A 24496-nucleotide genomic window follows, 5' to 3' on the forward strand; every position below is an offset into this window, starting at 1 on the left:
CCCGACGGCGGTTCGAGCTGGCGACAGTAGAGCTGGTGCGCGGCGCCTCCAAGGCTGCTTCGAGGCACCCACGACGCGAGGCCCGCGAAGATCAGCGCCCCACAATCACGAACCGACCCGTCTCCACCCACTCCGACGGTTTGTCGGCGTTCTCGAGGCGGAGCCGAATCTGATCGGATGAGGCGGGGCCGAAGCCGGTCACGAATCCGATCGGCACAGTCCAAAGCAACGAATCGAGGCCGGCCGGAGCGTTGGTGAGCAGGAAGCCCTTGTCCTTGCCACCCATCACGGCACCGAGGTTGATGCGTCGTGCCGGAACAGCGACCCAGCGAATGAGGTAGCTCCGCCCTTCGACGAGGGTATCGCCGGGTGCAGGGGTACGGAACGAGAAGGTGTCGCGAGGCAGTGTCGCAGCGAGGGAGTCGAGCGCGGCGTGCTGTTGCGGTGTTGCGCTGCACGCGAGAGTCAGGAGCAGGATCGGGATACCACAGCGAGAGCGCATCGAGGTTCACTCCTTGTACTGCAGCAGCTTTTCCGCTTCGACCTGTTCGAGTCGTTGATGCTGCTCGGCCTTGCGCGCAACCAGGAGGGTCGCAGCCGCCGAGAGTGCACTGAGCACGCCCGTGAAGAGCAGGACGCCGAGCGGCAGTCCGATCAACACCGCGAGCGCCCCGAAGATTGCGCCACCCAGTGCGCCCCATCCGGTGAATGTCGGCAGTGACAATTCATCGAAGCGCCGATGCCGCCCAGCGATCGAGAGCACGGTCGAGAAGAAGATCCCGGCGAAGAAACCGGGAATGGCGAGCGCGGGAAGCGGCGCGTCAAAGGTGCGGAAGAAGGCGTCCCACGGCAGGAAAGTCAGGATGTTGCTCGACGCGCCGATGAGCACGCCTGCGACGGCCCAGCCGATTGCCCAGGCGAGACCCATACCCATCGCGCCGCGAAGCCGCCTCAGTATGCTGCTCATTGCGGGGGAGTGCTCCTAGGGTTGTGAGAGATCACTCGCGGAACCGTGAATGTGCACCACCTCCCATCCGTGTCGGACCCGGTGGAACACCAGCGTCCGGCGGGCGAGCTGACCCTGTCGCTGCAGCTCGAAGGAGATGATGGCGATGTCGCGGTAGGTCTGCACCACAACGCCCTGCGGACGGAGCGCTGGCGGCAGCGGCGCAGCTGGCGCGCCGGCTTTCGGGAAGATGTTCTGGAACACCGCCTCGACCGCGGCGCGACCCTGTTGCACCTGCGCCGGGCCCGGCCGCTCGAAGATGGCCGTGATCCCGGGCGCAAAGGTGCCCCGGAACGCGTCCCAGTCGCGGCGGTTCAGTGCGGAGATGAACGAGTCGAAGAAGCCACATACATCCTTCGGGCCGGCGCAGGCCGCGGTAGACTGCGCGCGGAGTGGCAACGCGAGCAGAACGACGAGAGCCAGTGTCAACCGGGGCAACCGGCGATGCACGAAGTGAGGCCGGCGGTGAGCGTTCACGTCGACGGGAGCGCGCGAGGCGCAACCGGGGCGTCAAGTTTCGCGCGCTTGGCGGCCGAGAGCGTCAGGCCGGCGATCGATCCACTCGCGACGGCGGTGAGTACGCCAGTCAGCAGGATGCCCTGCAGGTTTGCGGCCGGAAGCGAAAAACCGAGCCCGTAGGCACCGAGCACGATGAGTGGCAGCATCCCGCCGAGGATGCCCCACGCGACGGCACGACTCGCCGACACGGCGCTGAGGTCACGCCCCCGTTCCGTCCACGAGAGCACGAGCCCTGCGCTCAACCCCGACATCACGCCAAGGGCGGTGATCTCGGGGACATACATCGAGAGATAGATCGACAGCGGCAGGGGCTGGATCGGCGGTTGCGGCGTTCCTCGACGCAGCCACGCCAGAATGCCGAGCACGGCCCCGGTCATCGCCCACGGGATGGCCCAGAGAAAGGCGAGGCGCAGGAGCGCCCGGAATTGCCGCGAGAAGGTCACCTGGTTCTCCTTCGAGACTGGTGCATGCCGCATTCAGAACGGTCGATCGATCGATACGGGTAGCTCGGAGAAGCCGTATGCCCGCTCAGGATAGGAGTGGCCATCGAAGGCATGCTCTCCTTCCAGGACCAGGTCACCACCCAGCCGCTCGTAGAACCGGCAGGCGGGATTCGCCGACAGTACTCGGACGATCATCGAGTGGTAGCCCACCTCGTGAAGCCTTGCAGTCAGCCGTTTCACCAACGCCCTACCAATACCCGACCGCTGGGCTGACTGCAACAGGTAGATCGCGTACAACTCCGCATCGAACTCCGATATCGGTGCGCGAATCGCTCCGCCGCTCACGAACCCGACAATTTCTTCATCCAGAAGAGCGACGAACGCCTCGGGGACGAACTGCGTCTCCCCGCGCAGGGCGCGCCCGAGAGCCGCTTCGCGATCGGCCACCGTGACGCGCTCGATGGACTCCTGCGCGATGATACCAGTGTATGTCGTGTGCCACGTCGCCACCTGGACCCGAGCGATTTTCGTCACGTCGCTCGACTCGGCGGCGCGGATGCGGAACTCTCGCATTACAAACCGTCACTCCTCGAACGGAAAGTAGAGTTCATTCCCATCCGGATCATCCACCTGGATCACGTCATACCCCCACCGCGTCGTCTTGTGCGGTACCACTCGTTCTGCCAGCTCTTGCCGGAACTGGGCGATTCCGTCTGACGTCAGCTCAACGAACAACCGCCCCTTGTCGCGCCGGGTCGAGTCCTGACAGAGGATGATCTCGCATTCACTGCGGTCGACTTCGCAGACAGTGCCGGCGCCTTCGCCCTCGTGCCAGGCAAGCTCGAAGCCGAGTTGCTCGATATAGAATCGCAGCGCACGATCGAGATCCGCGACAAAGAAGACCGGCCGAGCGTACCAACGGTGACTATGGAGCATATGGTCGCCTCACCCCTCACCCAGCAGCAACCGCGCCGTCGCCAGCCAGGGGCCCGTATCGCTCAGGAACAGTTCCGCGCAGTGGATCGCGAACATTGCACTGCCTGCCCAGAGATACGCCGGATGCACTTTGCGTGTCGTCCGCAGATCGTGACCAATGGCAACAAGCAGGGCCGCATCAGCAATGAGCGAGAAGGTCACGAACGGATTGCCGACCCACGGAAGGAAATGCCGAAACCGAAGCCAGGCGGGTCCGAGCACCGAAATCGTTGCGAGCAATATCAGCCGCTTGTGCCACCCCGGCTTCCGGCGGCAGAGCACCGCTGCAACGACGAGCCCGAGGAAGATGACCATCTCGATCAGGATGTTGAGGAACTGCCCTCGGGCGAGATCGCCCTGCCCAGCGGCGAGGTCCCGATGTGTCACCAGGATGTCGACGGCCACGCCCGAGGCCGCCATTGCAACGGCGAGCCCCGCGCCAACCCAGCCGAGCCGGCGATGCGTCGGCAGCCGGCGGGTGCGGACGAGCTGGGCCTGACAGACGAGCAACAGCAGCCACGAGAAGAAGAGCGCGCCGTGGATCTCGACGATCGGCGGGGCGTGGAAAGTGCCGCGCGCGAGTGGAATGAAGAGGGTGGTCGAGAAGCCGATGAGCCCGACGCAGAGGCCGGCAACAGCCATGCGAAAGTAGAACGCGCTGCGCACTGGCCGCTATTCCACTCGGCCGAGGTACTTGTCCAGCCATGCCAGCACCTCACGCACCAGAATACCGCGCTCTGATGTGACATCGTGGGCGGCCTCGAGCAGCACGTGTTTCTTGTCGGCGGCGGGCGTCCCGAGCATCGCAAACATTGGTGCCTGCGATGCGTCCAGGGAGAACGTCATGTCATAGCGCCCGTTCACCATCAGCACCGGCCGCTTCAGTCGCGGTACGAAGTCCGCCTGATCACCGCCCGGTGTCGGCGGATCGAGGAAATAGCCACCGTCGAGGAAGACAACCGTCTTGAGACGATCCTGAGCCAACGTCGCATAGATCGCGCCTTCTGCTGCTCCCATGCTGACGCCAAGGTAGGCGAGATTGTCACCCCGGATATCGGGCCGTGTCTGGAGATAGTCGAGGGTGCGGGCCACATCCTTTGATCGCTGCGCCGTCAGCGCGAGCTCCTGCGAGGCGCCGGGCAGGGCCCCCTTCAGGCGTCGCTCATAGGTGTCCTGGTAGACAGGATAGATGACGGCCCGGCCGCTCTGCACGATATAGTCGAAGAACTCGGTGTCGCCCAGGTCCCGCGAATCGCCGATGCCCAACACGCGCGCGCTCGGAAAGAAGACCACGGCCTGATACGGCGGCTTCACGTGAGTCGGCAGATAGAGATACGCGGACAGCCGCTGCTGGCCATAGGCCGCATCGTAGGAGACCTTGACCAGCCGGTAGTCGGCGGTCGTCGCGACGACGGCGTCCTGCCGCGCATTCAGGGGTGTGGGGTCATACCGGTAGAGCACCGAGTACGCCTTGAACACGGCATCGTTCGCCGGTGTGTAGTGGGCAAAATCCCGACGCAGGAAGGTGATCGGTTGCCGGGCGGCGGCGGGCACCTCGCCAAGAGTGCGCACGCCGCGTATTCCGTTTTTTGCCGAGCGATCGAAGGGCGGCAGCGCTTCGGCCTCAGCATACAGATACGACGCCGAGCTCCAGGCGCCGCCGAGAATCAGGCGCTGGCGGGAGGCGGTCGCATTCATCACCCATTCCCGCACGTTGCCCGCCATATCGTTTGTCCCGTACGGCCCCACCCCGGCGAACTTGCCAACTGGCGCGACCCCAGAGCCCGACATATTGCTGGTGCGTCCCACGAAGGCGGAGAGGTCTGACGGGCCCGCGAGGCTCCACTGCGCCATCACTGGAAGGGACTTGCCCTGGAACGCGAGATACGCTGCCGCTTCGTACCAGCTGATGCCGGAGACGGGCAAGGAATCCTGGCCAGCCGGAAAGTGCCCTCCAGCCCAACCGGCCGGTCCCGGTCGACCCGTCTGATCACGGAAGCGCGCGGAGGCCTCGTCCCAGCTTAGCGTGCGACCATTGTCCTCGAAGGGCTCGGTCCAGTACTTCCGGTCGCGATAACCGCCGCGGTCAACGAATTGCTGGAACTCCGCGTTGGTCACCTCATTCCGATCGATGTCGAATGGGGGAAGCCGATAGGGACCGACCCATCCGATGAAGGCGATGTAGTCGCCATACTCGCGGGCCCCGACACGGACCATTCCGGGCGAGGCCATCGCCATCGTGTCAAGCGCGAACCGCATCGAATCGTGGAGCGGCGGAGCCACGACGATCGCCTTCCCCGCGCTCGGCGTGAGGCGCCACCGGAAATAACCCTTGGGGACGACCACGCCTTGCATCGGTGTCCTGCCCAGCTTTCGCCACTCACTCTCCGGGGCGAGATAGTCCTGAATTGCGATATCGACACCGGAGGGCGTCGAACTGACGGCAATAGTTCGGCTCTGCTGCGCCGCCAGTTCCAGAAGTGTCGAATCCCGTGGCAGATACGAGAGTGCGCGTTGCAGCACGGAAGCCGCCGACAACGCCAGGTCGTTCTCCACCAGGCGAGTGACCATCGCCGGTGCCTCCTGGCGTGCCCACCGCCGATGCGCCGCCCGCCGCAGGACGCCGCCGGTCACCGCGGCCAGCGCGATCACCACTGCTGCACCGGCGAAGACAGCGCGCCGCGGGGTGGTGCGCGCGACCGCTTCGTCGCGGTGAGGAAGAGGGCTCCCTGAGATTTTCGCGAGAGACGCCTGCAATGCGTCACGCATCGCCAGCGCATTCGGAAATCGCAACGCGAGGTCCCGCGTCATCGCGCGTGCGATCAACGACTCGACATCCGCGGTCAGTTCTGGCCGTAACAGGCTGAGCGATGGGGGGGTCGATTGGCTCACGGCGCGCAATAGCGCCCAGTCAGTGGCGCCCTCGAACGGCACCCGGCCAGCGATCAGCTCATAGAGGACCACGCCGAGGCTCCAGAGGTCGGTGCGGCCGTCGACGACCTCACCGAATGCCTGCTCGGGAGACATATAGCTGGGCGTGCCGGCCGGGGCCCCGACTTCGGTGCGGGAGAGGGTGGCGCTTGCGCTGTCGGCCGGCGAAAGCAACTTCGCGAGGCCGAAGTCGAGCACCTTCACCTGCCCGCGTGGCGTAACCATCACATTCGCCGGCTTGAGGTCGCGATGCACCACGCCGTGCTCGTGCGCTTCGACCAGTGCATCCGCGATCTGGAGACCGTAGCCGAGGACTTCGCTTACTGGGAGGGTACCGCGTCGCAGCATGCTCGAGAGTGGCTCTCCTGGAACACACTCCATCACCAGAAAGGCAGTATCCCCTTCTTCACCAGCATCGAAGACCGCGGCAATGTTCGGATGACTGAGCTTGGCAAGCGCCAGCGCCTCTTTCCGGAAACGGCGGCGGGCCGATACGTCGAGCAGGATGCTCGGCGGTAACACCTTGAGGGCGACATCGCGCTGAAGCCGCTCGTCGTGGGCGCGGTAGACCACACCCATCCCGCCGGCCCCGAGCATCGAGACGATCTGGTACCTTCCGAGGCGGGAACCGGGGACCAAGGTCATGGCAGAAGCATTCGCCGGTACCGGCTACCCCGCAAGGGGCGGGATCACTGCCCGGTTCGCAATCGGTACAGCCCCAGGTGGTACGACTCATCCTCATCCTGCCACGTCCCGAGAACTGCGTCATCGCTGATGTATTTCGGTTCGACTCCCACCGGAATCGTGAGATCGCATCGCCAGACGCCATTGCGATCAAAGACGCTCCAGAGCGAGGGCTTCTTCCGGAGATATGGTCCGACATAGGCGCGAACCCAGAGTTCGCCGTTGCCGCGGGTGAGGATCAGGTCATATGGTGGCTGGACCTTCGGGAACCGCATCTCACGTAGCTCGCGGTAGAATTCTGTCCTGCCGGCTGGCTCCAGCGGAAAGGCTTCATCGCGCTCGCGAACGTACGTGCGATAATCATCCCCGCTCACAGGGACCGGTTGATGCTTCCACCTGAGCTGACGAACAACGCGACCATCCCGGGCGTAAAAGCTGATCTCATATCTGTCGCCCACTCCCACGGCGAGCAGGGTATCCCAGATGCTCTGGCGGGTTACGCGACCGTAGGGGGTACGGGCTGTGCGCACGACCTCGCCTGGATCGACAAACACGACACCATCCGGACCGGGGAAGGCCCCAACGGTCGATCGCAGCGTGCCATCCGCTCGCAGGGTCACCATGGGCATGGTGTCACGATGCGGCCCGGGTCGTGGTTGCCAGCCGGCCGGAAAGAAGGTCGTGGCGAGCAGAACGCCGTCGCGGAACGTGCCGTTGACGGCGAAAGGCGCACCTGGTCCAGCCTCGGGGAGTAGCGCCGTGCGCCGCACGGTACCGCCGGCATCCAGCACAGTGAGCCGATGCAGCGCGGGATCTGACACGATGATCGAGTCGCCCGGGAGTGTGCCGACGAAGTTGATCGCGCGAAATTCGCCCGGCCCGGTTCCCTCCCCGCCCACGACCCGAATCAGCCGACCTTCTCCGCCATAGAAGTAGATCTGCCTGCTGCTGAGATCTGCCGCAACGATCCAACCGATCTGCGACCGCGTGGCGAGGAGAGCTCCAGCAAATCCCTGACGACCACCTTCCTTACCGTCGAGATTCAGGAACGGCACCGAGTCAACGCGATAGGCCAGACTATCGGCGAGTTCGGGTGCATTGCTGGTAATGATCGCGACGCCGACGCTGTCGATGATGAAATGCCTGGACGGATTTGTCGCGGTCTCTGACGAGCAAGCCGCGGCGAGGCCAAGCACGAGGATGACCGGGAGTCCACCTACCGCGTAGCGACGCGCAAGGCGATCAGGGTTCACGGCACGGCCCGTCGCCGCTTTTCTTGGACGCGCAGCGGAACATCTTCAACAACGCGACATCGCGCTTGTAGCCGTCGGAAGAGCGGTCCGGATCGCCAGCAAAGTCATACCGCCAGTACAACTGTGGCGATCTGACCTCCACTATCTCGTTAAAGCCGTCAAATCGAACGCAGATGAAGTGCTCCTCCGGCTCGACCCGCGTCCCCTTCGGCGGCTTGCAGGGGGTTCCACCGACTCGCTTGAGCGGGACCTCCGCGAGGTGTGCTTTGTCCAATCGCTGAAGCAGCGCCCGCCAATCCTGCTCCTGCGCAAAGCGACCAATGCAGAGGCCGCCAGCCTTGTTCGACCAGCGTTCACCGCAGAGGGTGGTCGCAAACGGCCAGGTGATGGTCTCCCCGATCCATACCAGCAACAGTTGGGCGCTCACCGTGTCGCCGTGCTGCCGCAGCACCAGAACACGGTCGGGCATCATATTACCGCTCGTGTTCCAGTAGCGGATCTCGCGCTCGCCGGCGCCAAGTTTCACATCGCGAAGCTCAGGGATCCTTGCGGCGATGAGGGCGCACTGGAGGTAGTAGCCGGGGGTCGAGCAATCGGGTCCCGACGCTTCCTGTGCTTGGATGGAAGACACACAGGCAAGCATCATCACAGCGAACAGGAACGAACCTGCGAGGGTGCACTGCTTCATTCAGGGGGCGCCTCGCGATCCCACGTCCCGAAGCTTTCTCGCCAACCTCCCCCACGGTACTCGGTGCCGACCAGCTTGGCGCGTCCGGGGATATCGAGGTTTACCGTAACGATGGAATCCGTCACGCCAGAATAGCGCCCATCTGCGTTGAACACCTTCCATGCGGCGATCATCAGGATCACCTGTCTTACTCTGGCAGTATCGCTTCGCGCATACACGGGTTCAGAATCACGCCGAGCGGCCAAGCGCCGGAGCGCAGCCGTAACGAATCCGCAGATCTCGGCCTCGCTCACTGGGTTTTCCGAATCCTGAAAGACCCGGATCGGGGGAAGATCCCCACGCGGGCACCCACCCAACCGCGCCAGCGAATCGGCGAGGCCGAGCATCCCGGCAACCGGAGTCTGCGGTCCCTCGACATCAGCAACCGGGCGCCCGCAGCCGAGCAGGACAAATGTCATCGCGCAGGCGAGCAGGGCACGCCTCACCAGAAATTCTCATCCTTCCGTGCCCTTAACGCCTTCACCTGGAACTCGGCCAGCTTCCGCACCAGCTTCTCCGGCACCGGCTCATCATACGGCAGCTTCAGGAAGTTGTCGGTGGTCTGATACTTCTCCAGCTCCTTCGCGAACGCCTTCAGCGCCTTGGCCGATGGCGCCAGCGAGACGTGCGCCTTGTGCGCCGAAAAGGCGAAGAGGAAGCGCGGCTCGATGAAGAAGGGGTTGCCCCATTTGATCGCCTCCTCGGCGTCGGGGGCCACACTCTTGAGGATCTTGTAGATCTGCTTCAGGTGCGGCCGCCGCACCGTCGGCGCCGCGGCGATGTATTCCGCGATGGTCTTCGCGCGCTTGGTTGCCACGACCAACCCCTCCTCAGGAAGTACACCCCGCTTGGCAGATGAGTGTAGCGCCTTTCGGGCACTGCCGCACTCGTCCCTCGAGAATTCACCCGCACCAATGAGTCGCCAGGCTCATCCTCTGGGCGAATCACCCCCTCCGTCACGCTGCCACCCCCGCGCGTCACGCCGCCACCCTCGTCCGTCACGCGAACCGGCTCCTTCGTTCTGAACACAGGGCGTCCGTCACGCCGACCGACCGCTTCGTCACGGTGACCACCCCGTCCGTCACGCTGACCGACCGTTCCGTCACGGCGGCCACCCCGCGCGCTAACACGACCGGGCTCTCCGTTTTACAAACCAGCCCCTCCGTCACGCCGACCGACCGCTCCGTCACGTCGACCACCCCGCGCGCTAACATGACCTGGCTCTCCGTTTTACAAACCGGCCCCTCCGTCACGCCGACCGACCGTTCCGTCACGGCGACCACCCCGCGCGCTAAGAATTCCACCCCGCGCGTCACGCCGACTACCCTGTCCGTCACGGCGACCACCCCGCGCGCTAACATGACCGGGCCGTCCGTTTTACAAACCACTCCGTCCGTCACCCTTCCCTCTTCCCCCTTCCCTCTTCCCGCTTCCCCCTCCTTGACATTCCATAAGCCCAGACTTATCTATCTCCCATGCGCTCCGCCCCTGCCCTCGAAGGAAAAGTCTTCCTCGCCCTCGCTGACCCCTCTCGGCGGGCGATTTTCGAATCGCTCACCCGCGGCGAGGCGGCCGTGAAGGATCTCACTGCCCGCTTCGACATCTCGCAGCCTGCGGTCTCGCAACATCTCGCCGCCCTGAAGGACGCCGGTCTGGTGCACGGTCGCCGCGAGGGCCGCAACGTCTTCTATCGCGTCGAACCGAAAGGGATGAAGCCACTCATCGACTGGATCGCCCACTACCGCGCCTTCTGGACCGAACACGTCGACCGCCTCGAACAATTGCTGGAGACCATGGACCCATGAACTTCGCCGACACCACCGCCGCCGCGCAGACCGATGCCATCTCGTTCGAGTTCGATCTCGCACACCCGCCCGAGAAGGTCTGGCGTGCCCTGACCGACCCCGCCCTGCTCGAGCAATGGCTGCTGCCGGTGTTCGACATGCAGCTTGCACCGGGCACCGCGTTCTCGTTCAAGACGCAGCCCTATCCGGGATGGGACGGCACCGTGGCGTGCCGCATGCTGGAAGTCGATCCGCCCCGCAAGCTGAGCTACGCCTGGGTCGTCGGCGAAATGCTCGACACCGTGGTGACCTTCACGCTCACCTCCACACCGTCGGGCTCGCACCTCACCCTGGTCCAGTCCGGCTTCAAGCCCGACCAGAAGCAGAACTTCGGTGGCGCGCGCTATGGCTGGAAGATGATGGGTGGCAAACTCGTTGACCTGCTCGGGAGGATCTGATGCCGAAGAGTGCAGCCACACCAGCGGACTGGCGCGTCGACGCGCTCGACCGGATGCGCGCGCTCATCGTCGAGGCCGACGCCCAGATGATCGAGGAACGGAAATGGAAGAAGGCGTCGAACAAGATGGCGGGCGTGCCGGTCTGGTCGCACGACGGCATCGTCTGCACCGGCGAGACCTACAAGACGTACATCAAGCTGACCTTCGCGAAGGGCGCGGCACTCCCCGACCCCTCGGGGCTCTTCAACGCCTCGCTCGATGGCGGCACCCGCCGCGCCATCGACATCCACGAAGGCAACGAGGTCAACGCGCGCGCGTTCAAGGCGCTGATCAAGGCGGCGGTGGCGCTCAACCGCAAGCCCGCGAAGTAGCCCGCTAGACCGGCGTGAGGTGCCGCGGCTCGATCCGCGGCGGCGCATCTCGCTCCGACGCGAGTCGCCGCTCCGCGAAGTCGACCCGATCGTCGAGTTCGGCCAGATGTGCCCGCAGCTCAGCGAGTTCATCCTGCAGCCCCGTCTCGCGGGCGATCTGTGCCTCCTCGACTAGCGCGACCAGCTCCCTCTCCCGCGCCTCGAGTCGCTGCTCGCGCGCGCCAAGGGAGAGACGCCAGGCCCGCAGTGCGGTCCCCGCGACCAGCACGAAAACCGTCACGCCCTTCAGAAATGCGATCGTCTCCGGATCCATACTGCCCTCCTGGCTGCCTGGTCTCTAGCCTCTAGTCTTTCCTGCCATCTTGCTTCTTCCCCTCACCGGCCGTCTCGCCGGTTTCGTCGGGCGTACCACCAGCTCAACCTCGCGCCCGAGGAGATGCAGGAGCGCGAGCAACTGCCCGATCGATTTGCCTGAGTGACCCGGATCCAGCAACCGATAGAGCTGACTCGCGGAGGTCCCGAGACGGCGCACGACTTCGCGCTTGGCGAGGTCGCTCTCCTCCATCGCCTTGCCAGCTTCCACCGTCAGGCGGTGCAGCAGCACCTCGTTCAAATAATCCGGGTCCTGATGGTATTCCCGAACAGCATCAAGATGGACCGTGTCTTCCGCACCGGATTCCAGCCGATAGGTGAACGCCTCCCGGCCAGCCTCGGCATCGGGGAAGGCATCAACCACCCGATCGTCGCTCGTCGGCGGAGTGGCCAGCTTGGCATAGGGATAGACGAAGGTCTCCCGCAGGGTCCGAACCTCAAATGCCTTCTTCCTGTTGTTCGCCGCTACGGCCTGGATCTTCACAGCTCGCCCTCCCGCTCTAGTTCCGCAATAAGACGGAGAATCCGATCCGTGACCCGGCCCTTCATCGCCACCCGATTGTCGAGATCCCACTTCACGACAAGCGTCCCATCCCGGTATACGTGAACGTGCCGCGGCGGGTCATCGCCCTTCCACGTGACGAAGATGAAGCCGCCCCGTCGAAGCTTGCCCATTTATTAACGTTACCGTCACCGGTAACACCTAGCAAGATGGGCCGCTACGAGCTGGCCAAAGAAATGCACTCAAACCCGCGACTCCCTAAAGCCGTACCCGCATCCATCGTCGTCCGGCATAGACGATCCCCGCCGTCAGCAGTGCCTCCTCAGGCCAGCAGCCGCTTCTCCAGCAGAATGCTGCGATGACCCACCGGATGGTCCTCGAGGACCCCTTGGTTCGAATACCCCAGCCGCGCGTAGAATTCCGGGCCCTGAAAGGAGTGCGTGGCGAGGAAGATCACTCGGCATTCGCGTGTTCTCGCGTGCGACTCTGCCGCTGCGAGTAGCGCCGACCCGATACCCTGCCCTCGCATCGACTGGGCCACCCAGAGATGCGAGACATAGGCGCAACCGCCCCAGGTGTAGCCATAGACGCCCGCGAGCACAGCACCATGCGAGTCCTGATGCGCCGCAGAGAACGATTCCGCATCGTGGTAACCGGTCGCGGCCGCATTGAATTCATTGATGCGCTGGTCGAGTAATGCATGGAGTGCCGGCGCATCACCCCCGTGCACATGAATCGGCACGTTGCTCACGACGCCCTCCGGCCCAGTGAGGACTGCAACCGGCGAGCCGCCCGCCAGGCGTCGACCGAGGCGTTTCCAGGTCCAACCGAAGCAACCGCCAGCAAGGCCGCCAGATAGAGCAGGTCGAGTTCGTAACCGACCGGGCCGAACGTCGCACCCGAATCGCTGACCGACAGCAGTCGCACCGAGGAAAAGCCATACTGCAGATGCACCGTCAGCATCGCCGTCACCAGGACGATGGTGAGCGGGATGGCGAGCAGCGAGACGAAGGCCCCCGCCATCACCCCGATGCCACCCACCAACTCCACCACCGTCGTCAGCCACGCCATCAGGTGCGGTGCAGGCACGTGCAGCGACACGAGGATCTCCGCAAAGTGCTCCGGACCTCGGGCGAGCTTGGCATACCCGTGGGCCGCAAATCCGAAGCCGACCACGAGACGAAGCAGGATGAGCATCAAGTCGCGCCGTGCGTTGAACGTTGCCATCGTGCCTCAGGGTGTGATGGGGTAGTTGCGCCACCGCATCGCCACGCGACGCGCCGGATCCAATCCCGATTCAGCCTCACGCTGCAGCACACGCCCGAGCGCTGGCGATAGCTCCTTCGCCGTCAGCGTCTCGAAACCGATCGATGCGTAGAACGGCCCATTCCAGGGAACGTCGCGGAATGTCGTCAGCGTCACTGCGCGGCAGCCAGAGGTCGCGGCCCAGTCGCACACGGCGCGCACGAGTCGTCGCCCGATCCCGCGGCGACCGTGATCCGGGTGCACGTCAAGTTCGGCCAGATGCGCACTCCCCGCCTCAATGATCTCCACGTGCGCGAAGCCGCTCGGCACGTCGCTCCGTCGCGCGACCCAGAGATGCCCGCGCTGCTGCGCCGCGAGCAGGCTCTCCGGGGAGGTGGTCTCAGCAAGCACCGCCGCTGGTGCGTGCCCCGCAAGGAGCGCTGCGGCGGCCACTTCGATCTCTCCAAGGCGCGGGATCTCGTCGGGCCGCGCCATCCCGATCTGGTATGTCGACGCACGCACGAGATGGAGTATCGGAAAGGGCCGGCCGCCGTCGTCCGTTGCCGAGCGGCCCGCGACTTCGAAGCCCTGCTTCTGGTAGAAGCGCAACGCCGCCGGATTCTGTTCGTTGACATCGACCCGGAGCGGCGCATTCGCGAGCCCCTCGGCGATGGCCACCAACGCGGTGCCACCGCCCCTTCCCTGATATTCGGGATCGAGAAAGAGTGCTTCGATGGCGTTGTTGGCGAAGCCGAGGAAGCCGGCTCGCTCGCTATTGTCGCCGACCAGAACCCACCAGCCGATCGCGTTGCCGGCGAGTTCGACAGCCACGAGCGGGCGCAGTGACTCGATGTCGGCTTCGGTGAGAAAGTTGTGCGACGCGCGCGCCGACCGCTCCCAGAGGGAGAGCAGCGCGTCGCTGTCGTCAGCAGTGGCGGGGCGGACCTGCAGCGATTGATGGTCGTTCATGGGGGAGCGAACGCATTGCTCCCCGGTCAGGTTCCATCGGCGTGACAGCGAGCTGCAACTACTTCGCGATGAAGCTTGCCTGCATCCCCATCGCGATGTGTGGCGGCAGCGAATCGGCGTCCTTGAACTGGCAGATCATCACGTAGGTCCGGCCCGCCACGAGGGTGGCGGAAACGGTCCCGAGTGAGCGCTGCCCGGCCGGCGCGATCAGAATTCCGACCACGCCGTCGGCGAGATCTCCGGGATCGCCTCCCTTGCTCGCATAGGCCAGCATCGAATCCGCCGAAATGCCGACCTTCAGCTGACCAAGCGCCATCTCATGCGGCACCTTGCCGCGATTATCGAGGCGAAAGGTGGCGGGCCCCGCTGGCATCTCCTTCGGGGTCTGAAAGGCGTAGTCGGTCGCGGGGATGACAGTCTCTTGCGGGGGAGACGGTGTGCAGGCGGCAAGTGTAAATGGAAGCAGGAACCAGCAGCGTCGCGCGTTCGACATCGTTAGCCTCGTCGAGTGCCTAGTGATCCATCCGCGAAGTATCGCTTGCCGCGCATTCGGAGATCGGCGCGGGCTCCGCGACTCCCGTACGTGTCAGCCAGCACTCACCGTAGAGGGAGCAGTAGCAGATCCGGCTGGTGAGGCGATGATCCTGCGCCATGGCGTTGCCACTGAGACTCCCTGCGACAATTGTGAGCACGTGTACCGTGTGGCCCGGCAGGAGCACCGTCCCCGGCCCGACCGCCGAAAAGAAGTAGCCCTTCGGCTCCTGTCCCGACAGCAGCCCCTTCACGACCGGCGCCCACGATTGCTGCACCGTGTCGTCCCAGCGTGCCTCGTACGCTTTCACGAGCGCAGGACCGAGGCCGACGTTGGTGATGGTCCGGTCGTAACGTCCGGCCGAGTCTGACGATTCCTGGGCGAGCCGCGGCCAGACCGACATCCGGTCGTGCTCGCGCGTTGCCTTCGCCTCATAGAGCGTGATGCCGAGTGACGCGACGGCGATCACGATCGCCGACATTTCGGCAAGCGTGGCGAGCCAGCGCTTGCGGTGGGGGCGCGGTGGTTCAGGCAGTGTCACGGTTCATCGCCAGGGAAAGGATGCGGCGCGGACGAGGGACGCATCGCGTCACCGATCAAGAATGGCGTCGAACGAAGGGCGGTGCAACCGGGTCAGCTCGTGCCGAGCTGCCAGGCGTCAGGTGGGACCTTCACGCTGGCGCACACGGGAGTACCATCCCGGCCCCGCCCCGCGATCGATACCTTGAGAACGCTTCCCGGCTCCGCCAGCGCTCGCCGGACCAGTTCGGCGCTGATGCCCGTGAGCGGAATCTTTGCACGCCGGTTCCAGCCGCCTCCATCCTGGCCCGCATAGCTCCCGACGTTGATATAGACGAACCGCTTGGCCGGCGGCCCCTGGGTGACCGGACCATAGAACCCGACCGGCCCGTCACTCTCCGGAAGACTGACCCGCACATTGAAATCGAAGACCACGGCCGTTGGGGAGGCCGAGGTCGGCTCGATCAGATTGAATTGCCCCGACTGCATCCGGAGTGCAACGCCAGGGACCGGGTCGCGCACGATGATGCGGAGGGCGAGCACGTCCGTCGCGTGCGCGGCCACTAGTAGATGTGCAGCTTGTCGAGGAGCGCCATCGGACTGTCAACGCACTCGAACAGATCCTTGTTGTGCTTGATCATCTTGCTGCGCATGTAGACGCGCAGCCACTGCTTGTAAGTATAGAGCTCGTGGCGCGCGAGGAGTTCCGGCAAAGGGAGGTCGCGCTGGTCCAGCAGCCCTGCGAGGTACATCGCGCATTCGAAGCCGAGCGAGATCGACTGGAAGTAGGGCGAGCCGATCGCCGAGTCGCCCACCACGAACACCGGCGAGCGGGTGAAGGGATGCTCGCCCGGCCCATTTGCAAGCCACTGTCGGTTCGTCGCGTTGCGCGCTCGATACAGATTGAGCGGGATCCGCACGATCTCCAGCTCCCCGATGATCTCGCCGTGCGTCTCCTCCTTGATCTTCTCGATGAACCGGTCCATCGAATTGGCGACATCGCGGAAGTTTGCGCGGAGCCATTCGCCATCGAACCGGGGCGGCATCGCGGCATAGTCCTCCGCCGTGATGTTCACGATCCCCGTGACATGACTCACCGCGCCATCGTAGCAGGTCCGGCCCACGGCCGGGATGAACTTGTACTGCGGGTTGTCGGCATTCTTGTAGTACTTGCAGTACTCGTTGCACTCGTACGGCTGGCCATAGAGAAAGGTGATCACGATGGCGTATTCGAGCCGGATGTCGACGGTATTCGACCCTGCGCTGGTCGCATCTCCCCCCGGGACGAGTTGATCGCGCAGCAATGACCTCGCCCCGGTGCAATCGATCAGGATGTCATCGGGTTCCAGCATCGCGATCGCGTCGGCAGCCGAGACCAGGCCGGAGAATCGCTGTACCGGAGTCGACACCCGAGCGGAAATCAGGTCACTCAGTGAGCGCTCGATGACGTTGAGCGGGACAAAGCCGCGCGACCACTCGTGCAGAAGCGCCGAGAGGTCGGCTGGGATCGACCGCCGGAAGGTCAGCCCTTCCTCGAGTTCCTGCGGATCGAACACGGCCTCGACGTTCTCGCCGTCGATATGGTCGGCGCGATAGCTCTCGGCCGAATCGGCCACCAGGTAGGAAGCAAGCTGCACCATACGCGTCCGGGTGTAGTCGCTCCGCTTCTCATGCAGATGGACCGTGAACCCCGTTCTCGGCTGGAGCAATGCCGTCATGAGGAGACCCACGGGCCCCGCACCGATGATGTGTACCCGGCGGTGCCGGTTCTGGAACGATGGCTTCATCGGGGGTCCTCGGGGGCGCAAACGGGGCTGGGCCGAGCCCAGGGCGAATCACTCCGGCGACAAAGGTAGCGATTCAGCTCGCGACTCGCGCCGCCACCATGGCAATGATCATCCCACCGAGTGCGCCAATCGCCAGGATCGGCCGCCATGCCTTGGTGACGATCGCCGACGGTGCGCTGAGGAGGAGGCCGAGGGAGAGCCCTGTGACCCAGGGCGGCCAGGGGAGCACCACCACGCAGATGACGAAGCCGATGGCGAAGCGGTCGATGAACGCCGCGAGCAGTGCGGCGCGCTTGTCGGGGAAATTCATCGGCAGCATCATCGCGACGGCAAGCACCCCGAACAGGGTGCCGCAGATGAGACCCAGCGTCACGCTCGTCACGATTCTCCTTCCTTCAGCAGGTAGTACACCTCGGTTTTGAGCTCCGCCGGATCATTGCTCCAGTGCCCGTACACTTCCCACGACGGGCCGGCAATAGAGCGGTTGTTGGCGCGGCACCACTCGTGAATCGCCGCATTCGCCTCGCCGAGCCGACTGTAGTCGCCAACGTGCGTGGTCATCGCCGCCGGGCCGCTCGGCGTCTGCAGCGGCTGCACCTCTCCCACTGCGGTGAATGGCGCCGTGACACCGACGCAGAAATCAACCGAAAGCGTCGTCGGCGTCGCCGAGCGATAGATGAAGATGTTCTGGCCATCGAGCTGCACGGCGCCCGCCTTCGCCGCCGCATAGATCTGATCGAGGCGAAGGCCGAATTCCTGCCCCACTTTCCCACGGGCGACCTGTGCCCGTACGCCCGCAACGAGTCGGGGTGCGGCCTGTACTTCGAGCACCTGGTGCGGAGTATCCGGCATCAACCACTCTCCTGAGGCGGGATCATTTCGACGACCACTGCGGACGGCGACATACCGAGAATTCCCCGCTCACCCGGGAGCTCGGGCGCGCGACGCGCCACCGCGAAGAGCGCCCGCGCGCTGACCGCGCCAAGCGCTGCACTCATCACGGTCAACACTGCAAAGAGCGGAACGGCCTGCACCGCACCACTCACGAGGACGAGCGGCGTGTAGAGCAGGAGCGGAAAGCTGACGCCACCAAGTGCGCCCCACCAGGTGACGCGCCGCACAGAAAGTTGGTGCAATTGCGAGTGACGGCCGAGGCCCCAGATGGCCAGGCCAAATGCCAGCCCGCATGCGGCTCCCCACAGCGCCCCCGCTCCGAGAAACGCGCCCAGCAGCCGCAAGGCGCGACCCCATACCGTACCGGCCTGCCAGGGCTGATATCGGATGAGGTAGAACGAGGCCCCGAGGAGGCCACCCACGATCGCCCAGGTAATCGCCGTTCCGATGAGTCCCCGGATCCGTCGCAATATCTGCATGCTCAGCTCCTGCTACTGGGGCGCCCGACCAGTGCCGCGCGCGCGATGGCCCTGAAACAGAGACTACTCGTCCCGTGGCGGAACCGCCATCGAGCGACCGGTGTTCCAGTCTCGCCCGTCCCCTGAACCGCGACTATCATTGCCACCCGCAGCTCACCCCGACCCGAGAATCTCATGACCGACACCGCTTCCCCGCTCAACGCAACCGTGCTCGGTTGCTCGATCACCTGCAAGGATATCAACGCCTCCATCGCCTTCTACCGTGACGCCATCGGCTTCAACGTCGGGATGACCTTCGAGCAGGAAGGGAAGATCGCCGGCGCCATCATCAGCTCGGGCCAGATCCAGATCGTCCTCAACCAGGACGATGGCAAGCTCGGCTGGGACCGGATCAAGGGCCAGGGGATCTACCTCCAGATCAACGTGCCGAGCTATGCCGACGTCGATGGCGCGGCAGTGCGAATCAAGGCGGCTGGTGGGACGCTGCTGAGCGAGCCCGCCGATCGCCCCTGGGGCGCCCGGATGTTCCAGTTCAAGGATCTCGACGGCTTCAAGCTTGGCGTGTCGACGCCGCTGAAGGGGTAGGCTCCGACCGCTGCTGCTAGCGCCGTTCTCCGGCCTTGTCCGCTACGAGGGTGAGCACCTTCACCAGCGTCTCCTCATCTCGGGGACCATCGTAGCGGATGCCGTCGATGAACAGTGTCGGCGTGCCATTGACCCCACTTCGAATGCCTGCCATGAACGATTCGCGAATAATGCCCTGATAGCGCCCTCCCCGCAGGTCATCTAGCAGCATCTCACCATCGACTCCAGCCTTTACCGCGTACCGGGCCAGATCCCCGTCGGCCAGTGCGTTCTGGTGCACAAACAGCAGATCGTGCATCGTCCAGAACGCCTCCGCGCCACCGCGAGCGGCCACCGCCTCGGCGGCCTCCGCCGCGTGCTCGGCGTGCCGATGCATATCGGAGAGCGGAAAGCTGCGAAACACAAAGCGCAGCCGATGACCGAGGCGCTCACGCACCCGCTTGAGGACTGGATGGGCGGCACCACAATAGGGACACTCGAAATCGCCGTATTCGACGAGGGTCACCTCGGCGCGCTCATCCCCATCCACGTGATCCGTGGGGCCGACTGGCGGCTTCAATTCCGGTGCGCTCATGGTTTGCTCCTTGATGTGGTGGGATCACGCTGAGCCAATACTTTCCAATGCCTCGAGAATGCCATCTGCACCCGGGTTCACGCCCGCGGGTGAGAGATACGACCATCGAATGATCCCCTCCGCGTCGATCACGAAGAGCGCCCGCTCGCTGGTGCCTTCCTGCTCGTTGTAGACACCATAGGCGCGAGCGACCTGGCCCTTCGGCTCGAAGTCCGACAACAACGGCAGCGCGAGGCTGTGGCCCTCCTTGAAGGCTGCGTGACACCAGGAGCCATCGACGGAGATGCCGACCACCGCCACATCGAGGCGATCCCACTCCGATCGCAGCGCGCTATACAGCGCCATCTGGTCGCCACACACTGGACTCCAATCGGCTGGGTAAAAGGCGAGCACCAGCGGTCGCCCGCGAAAACTTTCCAGGGTGCGCAGTTGCCCTGGCGCATCCGGCAGCGCGAATGAAGGAGCCGTGGTTCCGGCTGGAAGGAGCGACAACGACATCAGAACCTCCAGATCACAGGATGTCGCACAGTCGACGCCTGCACTGACGCCGCTGCAGCAATGATACGGTTTGAAAACGGGCGCGACTATCGGACTTTGGTATCGGCAAGGCCCCGGCACCAAAGTACAATATCGAGCAGACGGAGCGGTGAGTAACTAGAACCGAGAGTGCGTATGGCGCCACCACGAATGGAGCGATACCAATGTCGAACCCACACCACCGCGATCGCCGCGAATTTGTCGGCGCCGCGATCCTGGCCCTCGCGGGCACGAGGTTGGGAATCATGCAAGGAACGAATCCAGCGGCGCGCACCAGCAGCAGCAGCTTGTCGGCCCCTCCGCTGGGGCCGATCAGGCAGATCGATGCGGGGGTACTCAACGTCGGGTATGCCGAGGCGGGTCCGGCCACCGGCCCAGTCGTGGTGCTGCTGCACGGGTGGCCCTACGACATCTGGAGCTTTGCGGAGGTCACTCCACTTCTCGCCGCCGCAGGCTACCGAGTGATCGTCCCGTACCTGCGCGGCTTTGGCTCCACATCATTCCGGTCGAGGAGCGCAATGAGGAACGGTCAGCCGGCCGCCCTCGCGCTCGATGCGGTCGCCCTGATGGATGCACTGCGCATCGAGCGCGCGACGATCGCCGGGTTTGACTGGGGCGCCCGCACCGCTGCCATCGTGGCGGCGCTCTGGCCCGATCGATGCCGGGGGCTGGTGTCGGTGAGCGGCTACCTGATCGGCGCCCAGGCAGCAGGCGGGACGCCATTGCCACCCGCCGCAGAGTTGCAGTGGTGGTACCAGTACTACTTCGCGACGGAGCGGGGTCGCGCCGGGTACGAGAAGTATCGCAAGGAATTTGCGAGGCTCATCTGGAAGCTCGCTTCGCCGCAATGGGCGTTTGACGACGAGACGCTTGATCGCTCCGCCGCAGCGTTCGACAATCCCGACCACGTCGATGTCGTGATTCACAACTACCGCTGGCGGCTCGGGCTGGCCGACGGCGAGGCGCAGTACGCCGCCGTGGAACAGCGTCTCGCCACGGCGCCGGTCGTTACCGTCCCCACGATCACCCTGGAGGGCGATGCCAATGGCGCGCCGCACCCTGAGGCCACGGCATATGCCGGAAAGTTCACGGGCCGCTACGCGCACCGGTTGATCAAGGGCGGTGTCGGTCACAACCTGCCCCAGGAAGCTCCGCGCGCCTTCGCCGATGCCGTACTCGAGGTCGCCAAGGTCTAGTGTAACGGAGGGAATGGCGGGAGGCCGGACGCCGTCACATAATTGGGTGAGGTGGATCCCTCGCTGAGCCGCGAACCCGATCGGGAGCACTCCCTCTTCTGATCCTGCCCTGCCTTACCCTGCTCCTGCTCGGGGTGTCGCCCGTCGACACCCTGCCGGCGCGCGCCATCCACCAACTCGTTCACACGAGCTGGACTGCCAAGGATGGCGCCCCGGCCGATATTCGCGCTCTCGCCCAGACTCGCGAAGGGTACTTGTGGCTTGGGACCGACAACGGCCTCTTCCGCTTCGACGGCGTTCGATTTGTCCGCATCGCACCTCCTGCGGGCGACTCGCTCGCTGGCACCGCAATCTCGAGCTTGCTGACGACAAAGGATGGCAGCCTCTGGATCGTCTGGGCCAATGGCAAAGTCAGCCGCCAGAGTGGGGGCAAAGTCGTCACCTTTGGCCCACGGGATGGCCTGCCACCCGCCTTTCATCTCGCAGAGTCGAGCCGCGGCGTACTCCTCGCCGGAACGGCGGGCGGCATCTCACGATTCAGCAACGGGAGATGGCAGGACGCCGGAACGGCGTGGGGGCTCGCACCCGGGCTCGAGGGAAGGAGTATCTGGTTCGACCGTGATGACGTGATGTGGGTCGAAACGGTTGAATCGGTACTTTACCTGCCGGCTGGTGCATCGCACCTGGTCGAGACGCGGATGGTGCTCCGCGACCGACCCACTCCCGCCAAGTTCGCCCAGCAGCGGGACGGCACCGTCTGGATGAACGAATCGAGCCGCTCCGCGCACACCCTCCGCCTTGCGACCGACACGACGTATCCGAGCGAAGTCCGCGTGCGGGCAACGAGCGTGCTCATCGATCGACACGGGAGCCTGTGGATCGGTTCCGCTGGCGACGGCCTCCGGCGGCTGATCGACCCGGCGCGTTTCAAGGGAAAAGTGATTCTCCGCACGAGCGCAGACGCCGAGCAATTCACCACGAAGGATGGGCTGCTCTCAGACGAGGTGACGGACCTCTTCGAAGACCGCGAGGGTGATCTCTGGGTTGCCTCGCCGGTCGGGCTCGAACGCTTCCGGCAAGGGGCCTTCACGCCAGTCGCCTTGCCACATCCCACGCACTCGAGATTCGTATTTGCCGGCCGTGACAGTTCGCTGTGGATTGCCGCCGAAGATGTCGCCGGGCTCGTGCGACTCACGCACCAGGGCTCGTCGATGGTCTCGGCCGGCTTTGCTGTGACCAATCTCGCACAGGACTCCAGCGGTGCCATCTACTCGGTCCGCACGCACCGCATCCTGAAGTTGCAGGGAGCGGGGTTTGTCGCCCTGCCCCTCCGGAAGATCATTGCGATCGACCTCATCGGCATGACGATCGATCCTCAGGGAACGATCTGGCTCCTCGACGAAGTGGCCGGGTTGCTCCGACTCGACCACGACCGGCTCATCCCGGTTGCCACGCTCTACGAGCCGGTGGCCCGTCGCGGCACCTTAAGCAGTGACTCGAAAGGCAGACTCTGGATCGGTCAGTTGAATCGTGTGGCGTTGTATGACCACGGCAAGCTCAACCTGTACGGCGAAGCCGCTGGTGTGCCGGCGGGGCTGGTGTTGCAAGTCTTCGAAGATCACGCCGGAAAGATCTGGGCCGTCGGCGAGGGCGGCGTGAGCAGGTTCGAAAACGGCCGATTCCGCAGCATTGCGGTGCGCCAGGGCGTGCCAGGGAAGACCGTGTTCGGCGTCGCTGAGGACAAGAGTGGAGCGTGGTGGATGGTGACCCGGACCGGAGTCTTGCGGCTCCCGCCCGGCGAAGCTGACCGTGCTCTCACCGATTCCACATACAACATTCGCTATCGGACCTTCGATCGGGAGGACGGGTTGCCGGGCACGGTGACCGTCAGCGATTGGGGTTCGCCGGTGACACGCGCCCAGGACGGCACGATCTGGGTTGCCACCGACAGCGGAGTCGCAAGCGTTGATCCCCGAGGCATCTCCCCGGACCGATCACTTCCGGTGCTGATCGAATCTGTTCGGGTCGACGGCCGCGATCTGTCGCCAACCAACCCGGTGCCGATCCCCGCCGGGGGGCGCGACCTCGAAATCGACTATACGGCGACCAGTCTGGCGAATCCGGACCGGGTCCAGTTCCGCTATCGGCTCGAAGGCGAGGATTCCACCTGGCACGACGTCGGTACCCAGCGACGTGTCACCTACAACGACCTCGGGCCGGGTGACTATCGCTTTCGAATCGCCGCAAGAAATCGCGATGGCGTCTGGGACGAGACCGGATCGGCCTGGACCTTTCGCGTCCTGCCACCCTGGTACCAGACTCGCTGGTTCCAGCTCGGCACCGTGCTGGTGATTGTCGGGTTTGCCACCGGTACCATCGCGCTGGTCCAGCGACAGCGGCATCTCCGAGCGCAAGAACTCCTGCGACGTGGCTACGAGGCCACCCTGGCCGAGCGCGCCCGCATCGCGCAGGATCTGCACGACACCCTCCTTCAGGGCATTGCCGGCGTGAGTATGCAACTCAAAGCCGCAGAGCGGGCCCTTCCAGACGAACCTGATTTGGCCGCCGAGATGCTGGCGCACGTTCAACGCCTCACCCGACAGGCACTTCGCGAAGCGCGTGAGCGCGTGATGGACCTGCACGAAACCGACCTCGGCCAGGATGATCTCGCCGGCGCCCTCGCTGCTGCTGCAGCGGAACTCGTGGCCTCGACCGGTATTCACCTCGCTATCAGTTCGCGCGGCGAACGACGCCGAGTGTCGCGGGAGGTCGAGATCGCCGCGATCCGGATCGGGCGTGAAGCGATCGCCAATGCGGTCCGTCACGCCGAGGCGCAGCGGATCGATATCGTGGTCGACTTTGCACCCACCGTGTTGCGCCTCGAGGTATGCGACGACGGCAAGGGATTCACCTTCGAGGACGGCGAGCAAGCTCAGCTCTCCGGCCACTTAGGGCTGAGCGGGATGCGCAGCCGGGCCGATCGCCTTGGCGGCCACTGCGAAGTGCGACCGAGAGCCGGGGGCGGCACCGTCGTCGCGGTAGAGCTTCCCTTGCCCACCGGCCCCACCTGATGACCACGTGCGGCCGCGTTGCCAGGCTGCCATCAGGCTTCGCAATAGGCCAAATGGTGTATTGCCGGTTCTGATCGGTTGAT

Annotated in this window: 34 protein-coding genes; 6 read left to right on the forward strand and 28 right to left on the reverse strand. The window is 64.7% G+C overall.

The genetic code is table 11. The features are described from left to right. Nucleotides 1-91 precede the first annotated feature (91 nt). The 13 genes from V4558_13290 to V4558_13350 form a co-directional block, all read right to left on the reverse strand. Nucleotides 92-502, reverse strand: a complete 411-nt coding sequence (locus tag V4558_13290) for a hypothetical protein (GenBank protein ID MES2306476.1) — start codon at nucleotides 500-502, stop codon at nucleotides 92-94. Nucleotides 503-508: 6 nt separating this feature from the next. Beyond that, on the reverse strand, nucleotides 509-967 hold the full coding sequence (locus V4558_13295; GenBank protein MES2306477.1) for a hypothetical protein: 459 nt from the start codon (nucleotides 965-967) through the stop codon (nucleotides 509-511). Nucleotides 968-982: 15 nt separating this feature from the next. After that, complete coding sequence (locus V4558_13300; protein MES2306478.1) at nucleotides 983-1483, reverse strand: nuclear transport factor 2 family protein; 501 nt, start codon at nucleotides 1481-1483, stop codon at nucleotides 983-985. Further along, a complete protein-coding gene (locus tag V4558_13305; protein MES2306479.1) occupies nucleotides 1480-2001 on the reverse strand; it encodes a hypothetical protein in 522 nt (173 codons plus the stop codon). Before V4558_13305 ends, V4558_13300 begins: the two co-directional genes overlap by 4 nt. After that, a complete protein-coding gene (locus V4558_13310) occupies nucleotides 2002-2541 on the reverse strand; it encodes a GNAT family N-acetyltransferase (protein ID MES2306480.1) in 540 nt (179 codons plus the stop codon). It lies immediately after the preceding gene. Nucleotides 2542-2550: 9 nt separating this feature from the next. Further along, entirely contained in the window at nucleotides 2551-2904 is a 354-nt protein-coding gene (locus V4558_13315; protein MES2306481.1) for a glyoxalase superfamily protein, read from the reverse strand. Between the two features lie 9 nt (nucleotides 2905-2913). Next, nucleotides 2914-3585: a hypothetical protein gene (locus V4558_13320; GenBank protein MES2306482.1), complete on the reverse strand. Its 672-nt coding sequence runs from the start codon at nucleotides 3583-3585 to the stop codon at nucleotides 2914-2916. 30 nt (nucleotides 3586-3615) lie between these two features. After that, entirely contained in the window at nucleotides 3616-6519 is a 2904-nt protein-coding gene (locus V4558_13325) for a protein kinase (GenBank protein ID MES2306483.1), read from the reverse strand. A 44-nt stretch (nucleotides 6520-6563) separates the two neighbouring features. Further along, nucleotides 6564-7811: a hypothetical protein gene (locus V4558_13330; GenBank protein ID MES2306484.1), complete on the reverse strand. Its 1248-nt coding sequence runs from the start codon at nucleotides 7809-7811 to the stop codon at nucleotides 6564-6566. Beyond that, entirely contained in the window at nucleotides 7801-8499 is a 699-nt protein-coding gene (locus V4558_13335; GenBank protein ID MES2306485.1) for a hypothetical protein, read from the reverse strand. Before V4558_13335 ends, V4558_13330 begins: the two co-directional genes overlap by 11 nt. Next, nucleotides 8496-8984, reverse strand: coding sequence for a hypothetical protein (locus V4558_13340; GenBank protein MES2306486.1), 489 nt, complete (start codon nucleotides 8982-8984; stop codon nucleotides 8496-8498). The genes V4558_13335 and V4558_13340 overlap by 4 nt, the downstream gene beginning before the upstream one ends. Next, complete coding sequence (locus tag V4558_13345) at nucleotides 8981-9355, reverse strand: DUF1801 domain-containing protein (protein ID MES2306487.1); 375 nt, start codon at nucleotides 9353-9355, stop codon at nucleotides 8981-8983. Before V4558_13345 ends, V4558_13340 begins: the two co-directional genes overlap by 4 nt. A gap of 181 nt (nucleotides 9356-9536) precedes the next feature. Beyond that, on the reverse strand, nucleotides 9537-9938 hold the full coding sequence (locus tag V4558_13350; GenBank protein MES2306488.1) for a hypothetical protein: 402 nt from the start codon (nucleotides 9936-9938) through the stop codon (nucleotides 9537-9539). A gap of 75 nt (nucleotides 9939-10013) precedes the next feature. Here V4558_13350 and V4558_13355 point away from each other — a divergent pair, with 75 nt between their 5' ends. Genes V4558_13355 through V4558_13365 form a run of 3 tightly spaced genes read left to right on the forward strand, consistent with a single transcriptional unit; the run spans nucleotide 10014 to nucleotide 11151 of the window. Next, the gene (locus V4558_13355; protein ID MES2306489.1) at nucleotides 10014-10343 is read left to right on the forward strand and encodes a metalloregulator ArsR/SmtB family transcription factor; all 330 of its coding nucleotides are present in this window, start codon (nucleotides 10014-10016) and stop codon (nucleotides 10341-10343) included. Beyond that, a complete protein-coding gene (locus V4558_13360) occupies nucleotides 10340-10780 on the forward strand; it encodes an SRPBCC domain-containing protein (GenBank protein ID MES2306490.1) in 441 nt (146 codons plus the stop codon). The genes V4558_13355 and V4558_13360 overlap by 4 nt, the downstream gene beginning before the upstream one ends. After that, entirely contained in the window at nucleotides 10780-11151 is a 372-nt protein-coding gene (locus V4558_13365; GenBank protein MES2306491.1) for a DUF1801 domain-containing protein, read from the forward strand. Before V4558_13360 ends, V4558_13365 begins: the two co-directional genes overlap by 1 nt. A 4-nt stretch (nucleotides 11152-11155) precedes the next feature. On the opposite strand, the gene V4558_13370 is transcribed toward V4558_13365, so the two are convergent. The 13 genes from V4558_13370 to V4558_13430 form a co-directional block, all read right to left on the reverse strand. Further along, nucleotides 11156-11464 carry a hypothetical protein gene (locus V4558_13370; GenBank protein MES2306492.1) on the reverse strand — a complete coding sequence of 103 codons (309 nt, stop codon included), beginning with the start codon at nucleotides 11462-11464 and terminating at the stop codon, nucleotides 11156-11158. Nucleotides 11465-11488: 24 nt separating this feature from the next. Then, nucleotides 11489-12007 (reverse strand): hypothetical protein, encoded by a 519-nt coding sequence (locus tag V4558_13375; protein ID MES2306493.1) that lies wholly within the window; start codon nucleotides 12005-12007, stop codon nucleotides 11489-11491. Further along, on the reverse strand, nucleotides 12004-12198 hold the full coding sequence (locus V4558_13380) for a DUF4160 domain-containing protein (protein ID MES2306494.1): 195 nt from the start codon (nucleotides 12196-12198) through the stop codon (nucleotides 12004-12006). Before V4558_13380 ends, V4558_13375 begins: the two co-directional genes overlap by 4 nt. A 149-nt stretch (nucleotides 12199-12347) precedes the next feature. Further along, nucleotides 12348-12776, reverse strand: coding sequence for a GNAT family N-acetyltransferase (locus V4558_13385; GenBank protein ID MES2306495.1), 429 nt, complete (start codon nucleotides 12774-12776; stop codon nucleotides 12348-12350). After that, nucleotides 12773-13252, reverse strand: a complete 480-nt coding sequence (locus tag V4558_13390) for a DoxX family protein (protein ID MES2306496.1) — start codon at nucleotides 13250-13252, stop codon at nucleotides 12773-12775. Before V4558_13390 ends, V4558_13385 begins: the two co-directional genes overlap by 4 nt. A 6-nt stretch (nucleotides 13253-13258) precedes the next feature. Next, nucleotides 13259-14239, reverse strand: a complete 981-nt coding sequence (locus V4558_13395; protein ID MES2306497.1) for a GNAT family N-acetyltransferase — start codon at nucleotides 14237-14239, stop codon at nucleotides 13259-13261. Nucleotides 14240-14297: 58 nt separating this feature from the next. Further along, nucleotides 14298-14732 (reverse strand): hypothetical protein, encoded by a 435-nt coding sequence (locus V4558_13400; GenBank protein MES2306498.1) that lies wholly within the window; start codon nucleotides 14730-14732, stop codon nucleotides 14298-14300. Between the two features lie 19 nt (nucleotides 14733-14751). Further along, the gene (locus V4558_13405) at nucleotides 14752-15312 is read right to left on the reverse strand and encodes a hypothetical protein (GenBank protein MES2306499.1); all 561 of its coding nucleotides are present in this window, start codon (nucleotides 15310-15312) and stop codon (nucleotides 14752-14754) included. Between the two features lie 92 nt (nucleotides 15313-15404). Beyond that, nucleotides 15405-15854 (reverse strand): DUF5990 family protein, encoded by a 450-nt coding sequence (locus tag V4558_13410; GenBank protein MES2306500.1) that lies wholly within the window; start codon nucleotides 15852-15854, stop codon nucleotides 15405-15407. Continuing rightward, nucleotides 15854-17077 (reverse strand): hypothetical protein, encoded by a 1224-nt coding sequence (locus tag V4558_13415; GenBank protein ID MES2306501.1) that lies wholly within the window; start codon nucleotides 17075-17077, stop codon nucleotides 15854-15856. Before V4558_13415 ends, V4558_13410 begins: the two co-directional genes overlap by 1 nt. A 73-nt stretch (nucleotides 17078-17150) precedes the next feature. Then, nucleotides 17151-17450, reverse strand: a complete 300-nt coding sequence (locus V4558_13420) for a hypothetical protein (GenBank protein ID MES2306502.1) — start codon at nucleotides 17448-17450, stop codon at nucleotides 17151-17153. A 5-nt stretch (nucleotides 17451-17455) separates the two neighbouring features. Continuing rightward, nucleotides 17456-17929: a GyrI-like domain-containing protein gene (locus tag V4558_13425; GenBank protein ID MES2306503.1), complete on the reverse strand. Its 474-nt coding sequence runs from the start codon at nucleotides 17927-17929 to the stop codon at nucleotides 17456-17458. After that, complete coding sequence (locus tag V4558_13430) at nucleotides 17929-18450, reverse strand: hypothetical protein (protein MES2306504.1); 522 nt, start codon at nucleotides 18448-18450, stop codon at nucleotides 17929-17931. The genes V4558_13425 and V4558_13430 overlap by 1 nt, the downstream gene beginning before the upstream one ends. 174 nt (nucleotides 18451-18624) lie before the next feature. Here V4558_13430 and V4558_13435 point away from each other — a divergent pair, with 174 nt between their 5' ends. Continuing rightward, a complete protein-coding gene (locus tag V4558_13435; GenBank protein ID MES2306505.1) occupies nucleotides 18625-19035 on the forward strand; it encodes a VOC family protein in 411 nt (136 codons plus the stop codon). Nucleotides 19036-19051: 16 nt separating this feature from the next. Here V4558_13435 and V4558_13440 read toward each other — a convergent pair whose 3' ends face one another. Both V4558_13440 and V4558_13445 read right to left on the reverse strand, forming a co-directional pair. After that, on the reverse strand, nucleotides 19052-19609 hold the full coding sequence (locus V4558_13440; protein MES2306506.1) for a thioredoxin domain-containing protein: 558 nt from the start codon (nucleotides 19607-19609) through the stop codon (nucleotides 19052-19054). A gap of 24 nt (nucleotides 19610-19633) precedes the next feature. Then, nucleotides 19634-20107 (reverse strand): redoxin domain-containing protein, encoded by a 474-nt coding sequence (locus V4558_13445; protein ID MES2306507.1) that lies wholly within the window; start codon nucleotides 20105-20107, stop codon nucleotides 19634-19636. 203 nt (nucleotides 20108-20310) lie between these two features. On the opposite strand from V4558_13445, the gene V4558_13450 reads away from it, so the two are divergent. Both V4558_13450 and V4558_13455 read left to right on the forward strand, forming a co-directional pair. After that, nucleotides 20311-21342, forward strand: coding sequence for an alpha/beta hydrolase (locus V4558_13450; GenBank protein ID MES2306508.1), 1032 nt, complete (start codon nucleotides 20311-20313; stop codon nucleotides 21340-21342). A gap of 134 nt (nucleotides 21343-21476) precedes the next feature. Next, nucleotides 21477-24413, forward strand: coding sequence for a two-component regulator propeller domain-containing protein (locus V4558_13455; GenBank protein MES2306509.1), 2937 nt, complete (start codon nucleotides 21477-21479; stop codon nucleotides 24411-24413). The last annotated feature ends 83 nt before the right edge of the window (nucleotides 24414-24496 follow it).

The sequence above is a fragment of the Gemmatimonadota bacterium genome (assembly GCA_040388535.1).
GTDB lineage: Bacteria > Gemmatimonadota > Gemmatimonadetes > Gemmatimonadales > GWC2-71-9 > Palsa-1233.

Excerpts from the sequence above, each read along its gene's own strand:
- V4558_13315 (MES2306481.1), bottom strand. The coding sequence starts at position 2,904 with ATGCTCCATAGTCACCGTTGGTACGCTCGGCCGGTCTTCTTTGTCGCG.
- V4558_13435 (MES2306505.1), top strand. The coding sequence starts at position 18,625 with ATGACCGACACCGCTTCCCCGCTCAACGCAACCGTGCTCGGTTGCTCG.
- V4558_13415 (MES2306501.1), bottom strand. The coding sequence starts at position 17,077 with ATGAAGCCATCGTTCCAGAACCGGCACCGCCGGGTACACATCATCGGT.
- V4558_13365 (MES2306491.1), top strand. The coding sequence starts at position 10,780 with ATGCCGAAGAGTGCAGCCACACCAGCGGACTGGCGCGTCGACGCGCTC.
- V4558_13320 (MES2306482.1), bottom strand. The coding sequence starts at position 3,585 with ATGGCTGTTGCCGGCCTCTGCGTCGGGCTCATCGGCTTCTCGACCACC.
- V4558_13325 (MES2306483.1), bottom strand. The coding sequence starts at position 6,519 with ATGACCTTGGTCCCCGGTTCCCGCCTCGGAAGGTACCAGATCGTCTCG.
- V4558_13290 (MES2306476.1), bottom strand. The coding sequence starts at position 502 with ATGCGCTCTCGCTGTGGTATCCCGATCCTGCTCCTGACTCTCGCGTGC.
- V4558_13430 (MES2306504.1), bottom strand. The coding sequence starts at position 18,450 with ATGCAGATATTGCGACGGATCCGGGGACTCATCGGAACGGCGATTACC.
- V4558_13335 (MES2306485.1), bottom strand. The coding sequence starts at position 8,499 with ATGAAGCAGTGCACCCTCGCAGGTTCGTTCCTGTTCGCTGTGATGATG.
- V4558_13390 (MES2306496.1), bottom strand. The coding sequence starts at position 13,252 with ATGGCAACGTTCAACGCACGGCGCGACTTGATGCTCATCCTGCTTCGT.
- V4558_13400 (MES2306498.1), bottom strand. The coding sequence starts at position 14,732 with ATGTCGAACGCGCGACGCTGCTGGTTCCTGCTTCCATTTACACTTGCC.
- V4558_13370 (MES2306492.1), bottom strand. The coding sequence starts at position 11,464 with ATGGATCCGGAGACGATCGCATTTCTGAAGGGCGTGACGGTTTTCGTG.
- V4558_13395 (MES2306497.1), bottom strand. The coding sequence starts at position 14,239 with ATGAACGACCATCAATCGCTGCAGGTCCGCCCCGCCACTGCTGACGAC.
- V4558_13450 (MES2306508.1), top strand. The coding sequence starts at position 20,311 with ATGTCGAACCCACACCACCGCGATCGCCGCGAATTTGTCGGCGCCGCG.
- V4558_13360 (MES2306490.1), top strand. The coding sequence starts at position 10,340 with ATGAACTTCGCCGACACCACCGCCGCCGCGCAGACCGATGCCATCTCG.
- V4558_13310 (MES2306480.1), bottom strand. The coding sequence starts at position 2,541 with ATGCGAGAGTTCCGCATCCGCGCCGCCGAGTCGAGCGACGTGACGAAA.
- V4558_13445 (MES2306507.1), bottom strand. The coding sequence starts at position 20,107 with ATGTCGTTGTCGCTCCTTCCAGCCGGAACCACGGCTCCTTCATTCGCG.
- V4558_13380 (MES2306494.1), bottom strand. The coding sequence starts at position 12,198 with ATGGGCAAGCTTCGACGGGGCGGCTTCATCTTCGTCACGTGGAAGGGC.
- V4558_13440 (MES2306506.1), bottom strand. The coding sequence starts at position 19,609 with ATGAGCGCACCGGAATTGAAGCCGCCAGTCGGCCCCACGGATCACGTG.
- V4558_13425 (MES2306503.1), bottom strand. The coding sequence starts at position 17,929 with ATGCCGGATACTCCGCACCAGGTGCTCGAAGTACAGGCCGCACCCCGA.
- V4558_13305 (MES2306479.1), bottom strand. The coding sequence starts at position 2,001 with ATGCGGCATGCACCAGTCTCGAAGGAGAACCAGGTGACCTTCTCGCGG.
- V4558_13295 (MES2306477.1), bottom strand. The coding sequence starts at position 967 with ATGAGCAGCATACTGAGGCGGCTTCGCGGCGCGATGGGTATGGGTCTC.
- V4558_13355 (MES2306489.1), top strand. The coding sequence starts at position 10,014 with ATGCGCTCCGCCCCTGCCCTCGAAGGAAAAGTCTTCCTCGCCCTCGCT.